Source organism: Hymenobacter tenuis (genome assembly GCF_054780495.1).
This window is the reverse complement of record NZ_BAAGWF010000004.1, coordinates 513,507-526,599: the sequence shown is the minus strand read 5'-3', so window position 1 is coordinate 526,599 and position 13,093 is coordinate 513,507. Positions and strand designations below refer to the sequence as shown.

Sequence of the window (13,093 nt, the reverse complement as noted above, 5' to 3'; positions counted from 1 at the left end):
CTACTAGACGAACCTACACCTGCGGCAAAGCCTTTGTCCTATTCCACGTCTGCAAAACTTATCCGGTGGGCACCAGGGCGTAGCGTTCGGGGATATCGGCAATCGGCGTAAACAGGTATTTGCCGGGCGGTGGGCAGTCGCCAGCAGCCCGGAGTTGTATGTGACCGCCGTGACCAGCTGCCCTCAATAAGTGACATTCTCCGGCGTTTACCTGCCAGAGCTGCGGGGTACATCCTGAGCGCACAGATTGGGGCGGGTGGAAACAGATACCCTTGGCCTTGTGCCCACCAAGTAGGGTTACAGCCTTGCTGTTGGGTGTTACCCGGCCATCGGGGTACACGGTCAGCATGGGCACCGTCCGGGGTAGCCCGCCCACCTGTACCACCCGGCTCCCCTGCGGCGGCGGGTGGAGGGCGGGGCCGCCGAGGAAGCGGGCGCTAGGACTTTGGGGTGGCTTACCGTTCATCTTGGGCGAGATAGGAAAGGTTCACCATCAACTGAACAAACTGTGCCATATCGAACATGACACTGGTTAGCTGGGCGGGGTCGGTGACTTGCTGATAGAAGACCTCCTTGTCTTGGCGGATAGCGGTTTCTTCATCCTCCACGAAGTCAATAGCCCGGCTATAGGCCCGCAAGTCATCGTCGGCGTAGGCTTGCTCGGCTAAGTACCCGCCATCTGTTACCCTCCACCCTTCTGCGGTAGGCTCTACAAACACGCTCACAAAGTTGTCTGAGAGGGTAGAGAACGGGGTGATAACCTCCGTCACGCCCTTGGGGTGCTGCTTGCTAGAGGTGCAGGCCCGCATATCAGCCCGGAACTCGTTTAGAATTTCCATCATGTCGCTTCGCTTCGTTCTACTGTTCCTGTATCCCAGCGGCTCGACCTTCGAGCGACTCTATCAAGGCGCGCATCTTCTGGCTATGCTGATACCGCGCCCACTTGCGATTGACCTTCCAAGCGAAGTAGGAGCCTGCCCACTGGCTTAGGCGGGTTCCAGCTGGCACATATCCTGCCCACCAAGAGGAACTGACTTCGTAGCGGAGTATCTCGTGTTTTTTCATGGCTTCAGGTAGGTATTAATCGTGTCTTGAAACTCTTCGATGCTGTAGCAGACCGCCGTGGTGTAGCCCTGCGACTGGAGCAAGGCCAGCTTCGTGCGCTGCAGCTCCGAGAGGCGGCCACCGGGGACCTTGAGCTCTACCCAGAGGCCGGGGCGCCCATCGGCCAGATGTAGATCGGGCCAGCCAGCGGATACCCCGGTGCGCTTGAGGTTAGCGGCCTCGCGGGCGTTGCGGCTTCCTCCTTCGGCCCCGGCCCGGAGCAAGTCCCGCAGGCGGGGGTATTGCAGGGCGAACCAGCGCAGGCACGCGGTCTGTAGGTTAGCTTCCGGCTTAGCCCGTTTCAGGCCCGTGGTGCGACGCACGGCGGCGGATGGTGTCAGGTTAGCACTCATACCCCGTTCGTGTTGTCAAGGCCTTTATTCAGCGGCTCCACGGGCAACCCCTGCGCTACCTGCGGCTCGGTGGGGCGGAGCGGCGCGGGGTTCAATGCATTGGTTTCGACAAAGGCCTTACCGCCTATGAAATCATTGAACATCCGACGCAACACACTGCCAGCGGCTCTATTGCTAGCATGTAGGCGTGTAATGGCTGCAGAGACCTCACTAGCTTCAATGCTGGTGTAGTAGGCAGTGTGTGGGCCGCAGAACAGTGTCTGCTGCGACTCACCTACCCGCTCCCGCAGCCCCGCCGCTTCCGCCTGCGCCTGCTGGAGCTGGGCCAGGAGGAACGTGATGTCTTCGGGGGCGTGGGCGATGAAAGTGGCATCGTCACATTCACCACCGCCGACCTCGGCTATTGGACCTGAATAGCCCGCTACGGTTGGGAATACGGCTGTTTCAATATCGAATGAAGCCACTAAGTCTCCTTTGGAAGATTCGCGGGTGCGTCCCTTCTCCCACGGCCCTGGCGTTGCGGCCTGTAGCCGTTCCCGTATCTGTTCTATTCTCTCGTTCATCTCGTGTGGCATGGTGGTGGAGGGGGGGGGTTAGAGCTTCCATACAGCCTTCACCCATGAGGTTCCAGCCTGGTACAGGTCGAAGTTGAAGTAGACATTATCCCGGCGACGCAGAATCACTTCACGTCCATCTACTTCGGTTTCCTTCTTTTTCACATTGTGAAAGGTGTGGATGTCGCGTCCTTTGAAAAGCCCTTTGACAGTGAGCGTGTCGCCATCCTGTATCTGGGAGAATTCGGTTATCTCGTTCATATCTCGGGGGTCTTGACTTCTGGTTGAATGGTAGAGGTATCGAACTGGGAGGGGCTAGCGGGCCGGGTTACATCGTGGGTCCAATTGCCACCGCAATAGGGGCAGCATTCCACGTTAGGCGACCGGGCGATGTACTGGCAGCGGTTACAAGCCGGGAAGGTTTGGCCGGGCTGAATGTGGGCGGCGTTATCCATGTGCTATTGCTAGTTCGTTGGGGTGGGCTTTCATAATCTTCACCATGCCTTCCCGACTGATAATGCGCTGACTATTGGTGTATATCCAGCACCCGGCATAGTAGGTCAAGCCCGTAACCAGGCAGGCAAAGGAGGCTTTGGCTGTCCCGCCTGTCCATGTTTCACGGGACTTGTTTATCTCAAGCACCACGCTTCCTTCGTTGGGTGCCTGTGAAATGAGTTTGTAGTTCAGGTTCTTCATAACTAGGCGGCGTTAGTGTCTTTGACTACCTGCATGGTGGCAGGCTTGAGAATATCCGAGGGTTTGGGGATGGCTTTGACAGCGGCGAAGTGCCTGGCGGCTTCTGATTCGAGGTCTGGCGTAGGAAGTGTAGCGGCGTCGTACTCGCCTATCATGGCGCGGGCTTTGGCGCGTTGCTCTTCCAGGCGTTCGGCGGCTCGTTTGGCGGCGGCGGCCCGCTCTTCAAGTATCTCGTTCGCCAGCTCAATCTTCATATCGGCCCCCGGCGCGTCTAAATGCCGCCAGTAGTAGTCAATGCCAGCTTCTAGTTCTTCATTGGTCCGGGTAAGCAGGGCGTGTTTGGTGTAGACGCGGTTCATGTTCTCATTCAGGGCCGCCCCTTGCTCCAGCTGCTTGAACTTGGCCGACTCATTCAGGGCCTGCTTCTCCAGTAGCGGCTGCTGTACTTCGATTTCGTAGGCCTTGCACCACTCGTGCACGGTTCCAGCGTCTAGGCGGTCATAGACCTTACCCCACCGGCCCGCTGTGGCTTCGCGGAAGACGTAGATAAACTCATCGAACTTCCAGTGCCAGTAGCGCTCCATCAAGTCCTGTGCTAGTAGCGTAATCTGTACTTCGCTCAGGTTGCGCACCACGTTGAACAGGTGGGCCGTGAAGGTGAGCAGGTTGGCCAGGGCTTCGGCGGCATCCCCCGGCGCGGCGCGGCGTAGGGCCGATACCTGCGGAGACTGACGAGCAAGGGCGGGCGTTAGGCCCGACTGCTTATCCGCAATCGATAACGCCAGTGAACGACTGGTGGCCGGGTCCTCCCCGACGTTCAGCAAGCATCCGAGCCATTGATCCGGCTTGACCGGTTGGTTTCTGGCCAGGGCGTTGTTGCTGTGGGAACTGAGTTGCGGTACCATTGGCATGTGTTTGCTTGTTGGGGTCCGAGGTAATGAGGCTGCTGCGCTTAGCGTCGTTGTGCAGGAAGTTGTCGATGAAGGTTTGCCAGCCTTCCGGGGTCCGGTCATCTAACCCCGCTGTCTTTAGCTTCACCTGAGAGAGGTAGTAGGGCACGTAAGCCGCTGGGTAGCCGAGCTTGGTTGCCAGCTCATGGAAGCCTGCCTCTGTAGCGTACTTGCTTTGTGAGAAGGGAGCAAAGTGCAGCGGGTCTTTGCTGCGGCCGCCCCCTGTTTGCGAAGCCGGGCGTTGGGCAAGTACCGAGGCTTTTAGCTGGCCGTTGAGGGTGTCTAACTCTTCGACTTCTTCCTGCAAACCTTTGATTTCAAGTTCAAGCTCCTCTATTTTTTTTTCGAGGCCCGAACGAACGCCCTCTGCCTCCTTTCGTTCGTTCGTTAGAGAAGTCTTTAAGTCTTCAAGTTCCTTAGTAGCTAAGTCTAATAGTTCTTTATTGCGGCCAGTAGAGGTATCAGTAGAGGTGTCTATAGAGGTATCGATAGAGGTACCGATAGATTCCCTATAGAGGGCCAGTAGATTCCCAATAGAGGGGCAGAAATGGACTTCTATAATGGGGACAGTGAAGCGGTTAGCCCCGGCCGTGTAAGCCAGGAAGCCCCAGCTCTCCATCTCTTTTAGAGCAGTCAGGTAGGTAGACTTGGAGCCGATGCCACACAGCTCCATACCCGTCTGGTAGGGCATGGTGAAGCGGGGCATACCACCTTTGTTCTTGCAGATGGTCACGAAGGCGAAGTACATCGCGTGGTGGTGCGACTTGACTTCAGGCGTGGCATAGGCAAAGGCCGCCCACTTGTCCATCATCTGGTAGACCGGGAACAGGGCTTTAGTCTGTTCCATTCGCGTCTAGATTAACCGCCTTCTCATTAACCAGTACTTTGTTGTCGGTAATGAGCAATGGCAAGCTCTGTTGGTATTCCTGCTGTTCAAAGCCAGCCCACATAGCATCCGAATCCCGGATACGTTTGCTAAGATCATCCTGTAATTGGGCGCTAAAGCCTGGATTGGTTGCACCCTTTTTATAGTGGTCTCCTAATGTGCTTAGGGCATCATACCGGTTGAAGTGAATGCCATCCGCTTTATATTCATAAGTGAATACATGGGCATTGCTATCTAGGGTCAAGAGATTAACGAAGTCAATATTCTTCTCAACCTGCCGACCTATCAGGTACACATCATACTGTATATCCCTGATTTCGTAGCCACGGGTCATGGCAGGAATCCCCTCAACAATATGACTGAGAGCGGTTTGGTACCGCTTGGCTTGCAAATAGGTAGCGGTATCTATCCGGTCCTTCTTGCATTCGATTATCTGAACGCGAAGCGCATTTTCAAGCGGCACCCAACCGAGATATACTAAATCAGCTATCCCAAATGGAGTTAGGTTTAGTTGACGATATCGCGTATGCCAGCAAGGCTCTATTGATAAGCCACGATCTAGGCAGAAATCAGGATCTTCCCAGATGATAGTTTCCAAGTCCTTTTCAATGAATCTCATATTCTGCCAATGATGAAGCCGACCGCCGCCCCCACTACAGGGCAGCTAAGTCGGCTTCGGGTTGAAGGGTGGCAGCCCTAGTTGAAGTCGTTGCAAAGGCTGGTAGTGGTCAGCCCGTTTCGTAAGTAGCACCCCTGCCAGGGCGTCTTAACTTACATTGCTTATGCTAATGTCGTACATATGTACTGTATATGCAAGCAAGTAGTAAGAAATATGTTTATACTTTTGCAGCATGGCAGCTACCCGAGACACCCGCATCAGCCGAGGCTACAGCTTCACCTTCGATGAGGAAGGCGATAAGGAGAAGTATCATCAGCACGCCAAGCGGCGGGGGCTGAACCTGGCGGCCCTCATTAAGCACCTGCTAGCAGAGGATATGGCCAAGCTCCCGGCCCCGCCCATTCCCCCGAAACAGTAGCCTCGGGGGAAGCGGGGCGGCTAGGCGGCGAAGTATTCCATATCAGCCAGTGTGCCCCGATAAGTGCGGCAATAGATGGGCATGCCTAGGTTCCAGCTGATTAAGGCTAAGACGTATAAAAAAATGCGGAGCGGCTTCATCCTGGTATCTCGTTAGGTAGTCTCTGAAGTATCCGCTCCCAGCATCGGGCGGAGATGGCCGGCCAGTGGCGCAGGTGGCATAGGCGGCGGGCGGGGCTAGGCACCCGTGGAACCGAAGCCGCCCGTGCCTCGGGTGGAATCGGGTAAGGAGCCCACCCGCTCAAAGGCCACCTCGGGCACCCGCTGGAATTGGATTTGCGCTACCTTGTCGCCTACCTTATAGATGGTATTACCGGGCTTTATAGTGGAGTAGTAAGCCCCTTCATCCATGTACTGCCGGTCCTCTTTGAGCGTCTGACGGAAGCGCACCTTCCACTCCCCTCGGTAGTCGGCATCAATCACAGCCACGCCATTAGCCAGAGCCAGATTGTACTTGCTGATGGAGCTACGGGGGTATACCAGCCCTTGCCAGCCTTCCGGTATCTCGGTGGCAAACCCTAGGCCGTACTCGATATAGTCTACCTCACGGGTAATGCTGACCGCTACCACATCAAAGCAGGCATCCGATGGGTGGGCCTTGCTGGGCAGCGTGGCGTTGGGGTGCAGGAGTTGGATTTTTATAGGGAGCATGACTTAGATCGTATTGGTGATAGCCCGGATTTGCAGCCGGACAAGGCGGATTTCAGATTCGCGGCTGATGCTGCGGTACTTGCTGCCGAGTTCCTGGCGGCGCAGCTCATCTTCGCGGGCAATGAGTTCTGGCGGGCTCCAGAGGTGGGCGTTCTTCGGGGTTACTTTGGTAGGCATTCCCGGCGCTGCTTTTCGGTGGTGACCCGGCTGTGGAGCATCTTGCCCACGAAGTGCTCCCGTAGGGCGGGGTTGGTATCCAGGAGCGTGGCCAGCTGGTTGAGTTCCTGATCTTCGGTAAAGCGCAGGTTGCGCGAATGCCAGGCGGCAATAACGCGGCGCTGGTTGGCGCTCATCGTGGCGGTGGCAACGTGTGGCGCGGGCTGGCTGCGCATGGGGTCAAAGAGGGAGTTGCGTATCATGGGGCTAGGCGGCGGAAGCGTAAGGAATGGGGGCTGGCAGGTAGGCTAGATTGGATTGGGCCATGTTGTGCATATGGGCCAAAGAGGATTCGATTTGGGCGGGCGTTAGCTGTAAGAGCAGTTCCCCGGCCATGCCGAGCACATCCGACAGGGCATTGATGGAATCGGCATCGTGGCAGTCAAAGAGCTTTTGGGAGGCATCCAGCAGCTTCTCCCCTTGCAACTGGAGCAAGTTGAGCTGACGTTTCAGGTCATGTTTGAAGTTGCCCCCGGTTTGCAGGCGGCGGCTACAGTGGTCGAGGTTCACGAGGGCGGCGGCTAGTTGGCCGATGAGGGCGCCTCTCTCTTGGTCGTTTAGCATGGTTCAGTTCTGGTAAAGCTGCCGAAGCTCAGCAGCCGGGTAATGTGTTTGGCTTCCACCGCGTAGGGCGCCCGCCACTCGGTTTCGTGGCGGGCGCGGCGCTGCATCTGGAGGGCCGTTCGTTTGGAGTCGGAGTAGCTGACTTTGTAAAGCAATTGGTCAGTCGTACAGTGATAGAGGCCGATCATTAGTAGTACCCCTCGTGATACAGCGCCTGCCCAACGTCCTGAAAGACAGCAAGGGCAGCATTGGCCCAACAGGGGGCGGGTGCTTTGATTGGCGTGGTTACCCATTCGCGCCGGGCTAGCTCGGATAGTCGCAGTAGAAGGCCTACCGTGCTAGGTAGCTTTGGCGCCTTCTCTATCTGGCGTTTACCGCTAGAGCCGAACGGGTTGCGTAGACCGCGTTTGGTACCGTAGTAGGAGCGGCTCATGCTTCTGGCTGGTATAGTTTCCAATCCAGTTCGCCGGGGTGGCCTCCCTCCTTCTTGCGTAGGAACACCTGCTTGTCGTCGTCCTGCCGCTTGCCGAAAGTGACATCAGCCTTACAACCCCGACACTTGACGCTCACATACTTGTATTTGTCCTTTGCCACGCGCGCCGATAGCTCGAGGCTATCCGAGCCACACAGCCCACATTGAGCCACGTCCTCGAAGCTCAGGCGGTCAGCTTCGGTAATCAGCTCGTGAAAGTCAGAGGCCTGCACGGTGAAGTGGTACGCCTTGCGCCCGATCTTCTTGGTAATCATCAGGGAAAGCATGGCTTACTTACTAGTAGTAGCGATGTCGGCAGATACGCCGTTCTTCGGGGTAGGCCACTGCTTATCTACTCCAGCCAACGGGTGCGGCTCCAGCCATTGCACGAGGCAACCAAGCATGAACAGGAACAGGCCAAAGGCGGCGCAGATCACGCACGAGCGGAAGCCATCCCGTTTCTTGGCCTTCTTGCCACGCGGGGCACGAGAGAGGTAGTAGGCCGGGGTTTCAGAGCGGAACATATCGAGGGAGTATTTGGGGGTTAGCATGGCGGGAAGGATTAGCAGGTGGGAGGTGTGGGGGTGTAGAGCACGCGCCCACTGGTGGTGCGGTATCGGGCTTCTGCTTTCAAGGCCTCAGCTGTTGCCAGCAAGGCGGCGGCTTGCTCCTCAACTGGTTTGCCCTCTAGCCAGAAGTCTATCTGCTCCTCTGCCTTTTCGAAGGCCTTCTCGGCAGCATGGCTTATAGTCGTATCCATCTTAGTAGTTCCGTTAGCAGTTGGGTTTCGCGCAGCCGACACAGGCGGCACACGGCGGTTTCGGGAGGCCGGGCTGCGGCTTGAGCGGGGCGGGTGGCTGAATCGGGCCGCCGCTGCGGATGCGCTCTATCTTGGCTTGCAGGGCCGCTTGCATGGGCTGGGAGAGGTCTTTCAGGCGCATGGGTCAGGCAGTTTGACGGATGAGGGTAGTCAGGTCGGACAGGCGGCAGATAATGCGGATCGGCTTCATAGCTGCGGGGCGGTAGCGTAGTAGGCAGCCAGTTGATCGAGCAGGGCGTTGGTGATGGCCTCGCGTAGTTCCCCGGCTGTGGCGATGCCATCAAAGGAGTGGACGAGCATCAGGGCCGAAGCACCCCGGAAGGCGTGGGCGGAGAAGTGCCAGCCGTAGCGGGCGCAGCACTCGCTTTGCAGGGTCAGGTTCTGCAGGCCCGCCGAGGCTACCAAGGGAGCGAGGTCGGCTAGAAGGAGGGGGAAGTCTTGCATCGTGGTAGGTTAGGCGGCTGTATTCCAGCCATCGGAGTATCCTTGGGTGTCGTATTGCGCGGCCATCAGCAGGTCGTAGCGGCGCATCGTTTCGCGGCGGGTGTTGCGGCACCAGAGCAGCAGGCGGCTCCAGTCGGTTTCCTTCGCGGCGGCGGAGCGGATGCGCTCGACTTCGGCTGGCTTCCAGACCTCGGCGCAGTTCAGGGCTTTGGTCTGCTTGACCACCAGCGCCCGGAGTTCATTCAGGACCGTGGCGGGTACTAAGGCCGGCTCCAGCGCCCGGCGCAGGTCGCGCATGCATTCGGCAATGCGGGCACGGTCAGCGAGTTCGGAAGGGGTACGGAAGATGTCTTTGGGAACGAGGGCCTGCTTTTCCCACTCGGCAAATTCCAGCGAGTAGGCTTGCCCTAGTAGCTTGCGGTGGTAGTTGACAGCCATCGGGCGGGCTACTTAAAGAAGTAGAAGGCTTTCTCCTGTAGGCGAGCCACACCCTCACCACTTATCAGGACGCCAGGAGCTTCGGAACTGGTATAGCAAGGGCCGTCAGCGAAGTACTTAAGACCTGTTACAGCGCATGTGAAGGCCTTCGGGTACTGAGAGTGAAACACCCATTCTGTGTGCTGCTTACCGTAGAGCAATACCACGTTAGAGTTCTTCGTGCGTGGGTAGATGTAGGAGAAATCAGGGTTCAGTTCCATATCCGTATCTCTTAATTGGCGGCGCTCAGATGCACCGGGGTTTCGTTCACTTCAGCGGCTTCAAACTCGGCCTTCAGGTAAGCGGCCTCATCCGTCAGGTCTAAGCCATCATGCAGGTAGGCGTAGGCGACAATGGCCTGCATGGCTTGGTAGCGGCAGCCCACGGAGCAGGCGGCAATGGATTCGCGCAGGTAGCGCAGTTCGCTCGGATTAATCTTGGTTCGTTGGGTGTCGCGGGCAATTGTCATTATCTTTGTCGTGCTAATGGTTAGGAATGGCCGGGCGCGTGTTGGTAGCATGTGCCCGGCTTTTTTGTGGGGTGTTATGCTTGAATGAAAGCGCCTGAGCGCACAGTGGGCAGGTTGGCAAGGGCGGCCTCTAGGGTGGATTCGATACCGAAGTAGCCCCACTCCCCTACTTTTGCTTTGCCGCGACCTACGCGGCTGATGCGACGCGTTAGAATGGTGTAGTAGCGGCTGGACTGCTGTTCTTTAGCCCGAGCAACGGGGCCATACAGATAGGCGGGTTCGCCATATAGTGCCTCCGCTAAGTCGTACATACCCTGCATGCCACTCCCGATGATGGTAGCCTCGTATTGCACCTTCGTGTCTGAATGAGGCAGACCTGCAACTTTCGTCTTGCCAGCCCACTCAATCGGGTAGCTCTGCATGAACTCGTTTAGGCGAGCAGTAAGGGAAGCAGATTCGAGGGTTAGCTGGGCGGCGTTCATCGTGGTAGTGGCTAGTGGTTCGGGGGTTGGTGTGGCGGGTGCTGCCCTGCCGGTGAATCAAAGGTGCTAATTATTTAGCACAACGTCAAACATATTGAGCTAATATTTTGACACAAGTAAGCAAAAAAATATCACGCCCCTAATTCCTGCATGGTGTACCCTGCTTTCAAGAGCGCATCAAAGGCGGGTGTAATGGCATCTACTACCCCGGCTTGCGCCAGCTGGGCAACATCCCGGCCCCGTTGGCGGGCATCATCTAGGAAGGCGGCGGCACACGCCTTGGCGGGCTCAAACCGACGCATTAACTGACGCCCACTGAGTGACTTAACCCGATTACCTGCCTGAACAAAGGCCTTGCGGTAGGCGGAAGGGCGCTGGCCAGTCAGCAGCTTGCAGGTTTCGCGGAAGTGGTCAATAGCAAGAGCCGGGTTCGTAGTGGGCATTAGGTAGGTTGCCACCCGGCGCACGCATTGTACCTGCACCCGTTCATTCGTGAAGTCCAGCAGGTTCAGGGGCTGCGGCTCCAGTGCCGCCGTGATGGATACGGCCACTTCTTCACAGATTAGGAAGTAGTCCTTTACAAACTCGGCATCCTTCGTGTTGACACCCATTGCTACCTTCTTGGCTACTTTCAACGGAAGGATATACTCAACCCGTTGGCGGCCTGCCTTTTTGATTTTCCCCTGTAGGTGTTTTTTAGCATAGTCTGTTCCCTCGGTGAAGGCGTGTTCTTCCATCTTCTCGTCTGCCCAGTCGGCAAACTTCTTGCGCACCTGAAGGGCGGCATGTACATCCCGAAGGTTTACAATCTTTTCTCCGCGCTGGCTTTCATAGACAGGGAACAGATCATTTTTCAGCAGGCGGAACTTGCTCAGGTCAATGCTGCCGATGGGTTTTGCTAGGTTGCTCATTAGAAGGGGGCTGTATTAAGTTGACGAATGTTCTGTACTAGTTGCAGTAGGGCGCGGAAGTCTTCTGGGTTAGTCCGATCTAGGCGCTTAAAAAAGGTGCGGGCCATGCAACAGGCGGCAATGGCACCCCGGAAGCGTCCGGCCACATCTGCTCCGCGCAAGTCCTCATTTATCTCATCTTCAATCATCTGACCCAGCGAGACGGGCGTTTGCTCCCCTGTTTCATTCACTGTCACCAGATTGGCAGGCTTGCCAGTAACGCCTTCAATCATCCGTCGAAACGAGAAGACCGATTGAGATTCTACAATGATGGTAGTCGGGTTGTAATCCTCTGGGCGGCTAGACCCTATGTACTCCCCATGCATTCCGCCAGAAGCAAAGAAGCGGCTCATTTCATCCCACAGATCGTAGTGAGTAAGGTCTTCTGGCGTAGCCTCGCAAATAGCCCAGACCGGCTCCCCTGCTTCGTCTACAGCGCCCGTGTCAAACCAATCTTCCGGTTCGCCGCCATACTCTTCAATCATCTGCAGCCGGTTAGCCCGCGCCCACTCTTCCAGGGTCTTGCCTTCTTTAAAGAAGGATTCCAAGGTATCCTCAGCGTTCTTTAGCGCCCGGTTTAAATCGTGTAGGCTGCAATTGACGGTGCGCAGTAAGTAATGATTGAAGGCCACCCGGCCCATTGTTGCGTCTTCGTCTTCCGGCTTGTCGCACTCTTTCCAGAAACGCTTCATGCTGTAGCGCGGCGCGGCGGCCATATCCGGTGTGCGCAGGGCATTCAGATACTCATTAAACAGCTTCGTCACCGGGGCCTTGCCCTTGATGGCGTGAATAGCATAGACACTCATACCGTAGCAGTAGATAAGGAACGTGAGGCGTGCTTCTTGCGGGGCTGCCGAGCTACCAGTGTCGGTTTTTTAGCCATCAGCAGCGCCATGTAGGCTTCGTGGTCGGCTTCCGTGCCGCGCTTGCGAACGACGTTGTAAAGCCGCATCGCATCAATATCAGGCCGAAAGTGCCTCACAATCTGCGCGTAGTTCGGGGGCAGGTAGGGGTACAGCTCATCAACGAGCTGGTCCTGCTGAATTTTGTCTTGTGACTTTCTTCGCATGATTTCTTGCGTTTGTGCTAATACTTTGTACGTTTGTGTTGTCTAACGCCGATATATTGGCTTCAACCTCAACAAACATACGCTAAACCTTTAACATAAGCAAGGTATTAGCACAATATTTTGACTCATGGAAACACATGCAGAACGATTCCGGCACCTATTAGAGGTGTGGGGTCTTACTCAGGAGGAACTGGGTAATCTGTGCGGCATCAAGCGCGGCACAGTCGGCACCATCGTCAACGGCAAGACCACGCCCGACGCGGATGCGCTGGCTGAACTCTTGCGCCGTAAGCCTGACCTCAACCCGGACTGGCTGCTGATGGGCAACGGCCCGATGTTACGCGACGGCCGCAGCCTGACGCCCGTAGAAGCGCCCGCAAAAAAAGAAGCAGGCCGTACGCTGGAGCCATTAGGCCGGTTGAAGCTCTCCAAGATGGAAGGGCTCACCGATGAGCAGGTAAGCGACGTGCTGATTGAGAACGTGAGCCTACGCGAACAGCTACAGGCGGCGCTGGATAAGATAGCCGAACGCGACGCGGCCATTGCTGACCTGAAAGAAGATAAACGGTTCTTTAAGGAGGAGCTGCGAAAAAAGCCTGAGGGTAACCCGGATGCAGCCCTGTTTGTAAATCCTTCCTCTACCCCTTCCATGATTCCTACCAAGTGCAAGACGGATGCCGCGCAGCCCGAAGCCACGGTAATTGAAATGGCCGCCTGGGTAGCTAGGAAAATCGAGGAGCACACGGGCTCGGTTACTCATTTACAAAGTGATGCTACAGCCGCCTAAGGTCAGTCCTCAGGTTAGGTCACACAAGCACACGTTTGTAAGCTGCTGAAAAT

27 protein-coding genes are annotated in these 13,093 nt (G+C 56.5%); 2 read left to right on the top strand and 25 right to left on the bottom strand.

The window, feature by feature from the left end; genetic code table 11:
* Window positions 1-58: 58 nt before the first annotated feature.
* The 10 genes from ACYVGU_RS15800 to ACYVGU_RS15755 form a co-directional block, all read right to left on the bottom strand.
* The gene (locus ACYVGU_RS15800; RefSeq protein ID WP_460622848.1) at window positions 59-466 is read right to left on the bottom strand and encodes a hypothetical protein; all 408 of its coding nucleotides are present in this window, start codon (window positions 464-466) and stop codon (window positions 59-61) included.
* A complete protein-coding gene (locus tag ACYVGU_RS15795) occupies window positions 456-842 on the bottom strand; it encodes a hypothetical protein (protein ID WP_460622847.1) in 387 nt (128 codons plus the stop codon). Before ACYVGU_RS15795 ends, ACYVGU_RS15800 begins: the two co-directional genes overlap by 11 nt.
* 219 nt (window positions 843-1,061) lie before the next feature.
* The gene (locus tag ACYVGU_RS15790) at window positions 1,062-1,457 is read right to left on the bottom strand and encodes a VRR-NUC domain-containing protein (protein ID WP_460622846.1); all 396 of its coding nucleotides are present in this window, start codon (window positions 1,455-1,457) and stop codon (window positions 1,062-1,064) included.
* Entirely contained in the window at window positions 1,454-2,020 is a 567-nt protein-coding gene (locus ACYVGU_RS15785; RefSeq protein WP_460622845.1) for a hypothetical protein, read from the bottom strand. Before ACYVGU_RS15785 ends, ACYVGU_RS15790 begins: the two co-directional genes overlap by 4 nt.
* A 30-nt stretch (window positions 2,021-2,050) precedes the next feature.
* Window positions 2,051-2,272 (bottom strand): hypothetical protein, encoded by a 222-nt coding sequence (locus tag ACYVGU_RS15780; RefSeq protein ID WP_460622844.1) that lies wholly within the window; start codon window positions 2,270-2,272, stop codon window positions 2,051-2,053.
* Window positions 2,269-2,466, bottom strand: coding sequence for a hypothetical protein (locus tag ACYVGU_RS15775; RefSeq protein ID WP_460622843.1), 198 nt, complete (start codon window positions 2,464-2,466; stop codon window positions 2,269-2,271). The genes ACYVGU_RS15780 and ACYVGU_RS15775 overlap by 4 nt, the downstream gene beginning before the upstream one ends.
* Window positions 2,459-2,707 (bottom strand): hypothetical protein, encoded by a 249-nt coding sequence (locus ACYVGU_RS15770; RefSeq protein ID WP_460622842.1) that lies wholly within the window; start codon window positions 2,705-2,707, stop codon window positions 2,459-2,461. The genes ACYVGU_RS15775 and ACYVGU_RS15770 overlap by 8 nt, the downstream gene beginning before the upstream one ends.
* Window positions 2,708-2,709: 2 nt before the next feature.
* Complete coding sequence (locus ACYVGU_RS15765) at window positions 2,710-3,531, bottom strand: hypothetical protein (protein WP_460622841.1); 822 nt, start codon at window positions 3,529-3,531, stop codon at window positions 2,710-2,712.
* A complete protein-coding gene (locus ACYVGU_RS15760; RefSeq protein WP_460622840.1) occupies window positions 3,470-4,504 on the bottom strand; it encodes a hypothetical protein in 1,035 nt (344 codons plus the stop codon). Before ACYVGU_RS15760 ends, ACYVGU_RS15765 begins: the two co-directional genes overlap by 62 nt.
* Window positions 4,491-5,162: a hypothetical protein gene (locus ACYVGU_RS15755; protein WP_460622839.1), complete on the bottom strand. Its 672-nt coding sequence runs from the start codon at window positions 5,160-5,162 to the stop codon at window positions 4,491-4,493. The genes ACYVGU_RS15760 and ACYVGU_RS15755 overlap by 14 nt, the downstream gene beginning before the upstream one ends.
* A gap of 232 nt (window positions 5,163-5,394) precedes the next feature.
* On the opposite strand from ACYVGU_RS15755, the gene ACYVGU_RS15750 reads away from it, so the two are divergent.
* Window positions 5,395-5,580: a hypothetical protein gene (locus ACYVGU_RS15750; protein WP_460622838.1), complete on the top strand. Its 186-nt coding sequence runs from the start codon at window positions 5,395-5,397 to the stop codon at window positions 5,578-5,580.
* 236 nt (window positions 5,581-5,816) lie between these two features.
* Here the strand turns inward: ACYVGU_RS15750 and ACYVGU_RS15745 are convergent, their stop codons facing one another.
* The 15 genes from ACYVGU_RS15745 to ACYVGU_RS15675 form a co-directional block, all read right to left on the bottom strand.
* On the bottom strand, window positions 5,817-6,290 hold the full coding sequence (locus ACYVGU_RS15745; RefSeq protein WP_460622837.1) for a dUTP diphosphatase: 474 nt from the start codon (window positions 6,288-6,290) through the stop codon (window positions 5,817-5,819).
* 3 nt (window positions 6,291-6,293) lie between these two features.
* Window positions 6,294-6,467 carry a hypothetical protein gene (locus tag ACYVGU_RS15740; RefSeq protein ID WP_460622836.1) on the bottom strand — a complete coding sequence of 58 codons (174 nt, stop codon included), beginning with the start codon at window positions 6,465-6,467 and terminating at the stop codon, window positions 6,294-6,296.
* Window positions 6,452-6,709, bottom strand: a complete 258-nt coding sequence (locus tag ACYVGU_RS15735; protein ID WP_460622835.1) for a hypothetical protein — start codon at window positions 6,707-6,709, stop codon at window positions 6,452-6,454. The genes ACYVGU_RS15740 and ACYVGU_RS15735 overlap by 16 nt, the downstream gene beginning before the upstream one ends.
* A gap of 4 nt (window positions 6,710-6,713) precedes the next feature.
* Window positions 6,714-7,070 carry a hypothetical protein gene (locus tag ACYVGU_RS15730; RefSeq protein ID WP_460622834.1) on the bottom strand — a complete coding sequence of 119 codons (357 nt, stop codon included), beginning with the start codon at window positions 7,068-7,070 and terminating at the stop codon, window positions 6,714-6,716.
* Entirely contained in the window at window positions 7,064-7,258 is a 195-nt protein-coding gene (locus ACYVGU_RS15725) for a hypothetical protein (protein ID WP_460622833.1), read from the bottom strand. The genes ACYVGU_RS15730 and ACYVGU_RS15725 overlap by 7 nt, the downstream gene beginning before the upstream one ends.
* Window positions 7,259-7,499: 241 nt before the next feature.
* Window positions 7,500-7,829, bottom strand: coding sequence for a hypothetical protein (locus tag ACYVGU_RS15720; RefSeq protein WP_460622832.1), 330 nt, complete (start codon window positions 7,827-7,829; stop codon window positions 7,500-7,502).
* Between the two features lie 3 nt (window positions 7,830-7,832).
* Window positions 7,833-8,093 carry a hypothetical protein gene (locus ACYVGU_RS15715; protein ID WP_460622831.1) on the bottom strand — a complete coding sequence of 87 codons (261 nt, stop codon included), beginning with the start codon at window positions 8,091-8,093 and terminating at the stop codon, window positions 7,833-7,835.
* Between the two features lie 11 nt (window positions 8,094-8,104).
* Window positions 8,105-8,302: a hypothetical protein gene (locus ACYVGU_RS15710; RefSeq protein WP_460622830.1), complete on the bottom strand. Its 198-nt coding sequence runs from the start codon at window positions 8,300-8,302 to the stop codon at window positions 8,105-8,107.
* A gap of 246 nt (window positions 8,303-8,548) precedes the next feature.
* Window positions 8,549-8,806, bottom strand: coding sequence for a hypothetical protein (locus tag ACYVGU_RS15705; RefSeq protein ID WP_460622829.1), 258 nt, complete (start codon window positions 8,804-8,806; stop codon window positions 8,549-8,551).
* 9 nt (window positions 8,807-8,815) lie between these two features.
* Window positions 8,816-9,244, bottom strand: coding sequence for a hypothetical protein (locus ACYVGU_RS15700; RefSeq protein WP_460622828.1), 429 nt, complete (start codon window positions 9,242-9,244; stop codon window positions 8,816-8,818).
* Window positions 9,245-9,515: 271 nt separating this feature from the next.
* A complete protein-coding gene (locus ACYVGU_RS15695) occupies window positions 9,516-9,752 on the bottom strand; it encodes a hypothetical protein (protein ID WP_460622827.1) in 237 nt (78 codons plus the stop codon).
* Between the two features lie 74 nt (window positions 9,753-9,826).
* Window positions 9,827-10,234 carry a hypothetical protein gene (locus tag ACYVGU_RS15690; protein ID WP_460622826.1) on the bottom strand — a complete coding sequence of 136 codons (408 nt, stop codon included), beginning with the start codon at window positions 10,232-10,234 and terminating at the stop codon, window positions 9,827-9,829.
* 131 nt (window positions 10,235-10,365) lie between these two features.
* Window positions 10,366-11,145, bottom strand: coding sequence for an antA/AntB antirepressor family protein (locus ACYVGU_RS15685; protein ID WP_460622825.1), 780 nt, complete (start codon window positions 11,143-11,145; stop codon window positions 10,366-10,368).
* Window positions 11,145-11,990, bottom strand: a complete 846-nt coding sequence (locus ACYVGU_RS15680; RefSeq protein WP_460622824.1) for a hypothetical protein — start codon at window positions 11,988-11,990, stop codon at window positions 11,145-11,147. Before ACYVGU_RS15680 ends, ACYVGU_RS15685 begins: the two co-directional genes overlap by 1 nt.
* Window positions 11,987-12,253 (bottom strand): hypothetical protein, encoded by a 267-nt coding sequence (locus ACYVGU_RS15675; protein ID WP_460622823.1) that lies wholly within the window; start codon window positions 12,251-12,253, stop codon window positions 11,987-11,989. Before ACYVGU_RS15675 ends, ACYVGU_RS15680 begins: the two co-directional genes overlap by 4 nt.
* A gap of 127 nt (window positions 12,254-12,380) precedes the next feature.
* Here ACYVGU_RS15675 and ACYVGU_RS15670 point away from each other — a divergent pair, with 127 nt between their 5' ends.
* On the top strand, window positions 12,381-13,040 hold the full coding sequence (locus ACYVGU_RS15670) for a helix-turn-helix domain-containing protein (protein WP_460622822.1): 660 nt from the start codon (window positions 12,381-12,383) through the stop codon (window positions 13,038-13,040).
* The last annotated feature ends 53 nt before the right edge of the window (window positions 13,041-13,093 follow it).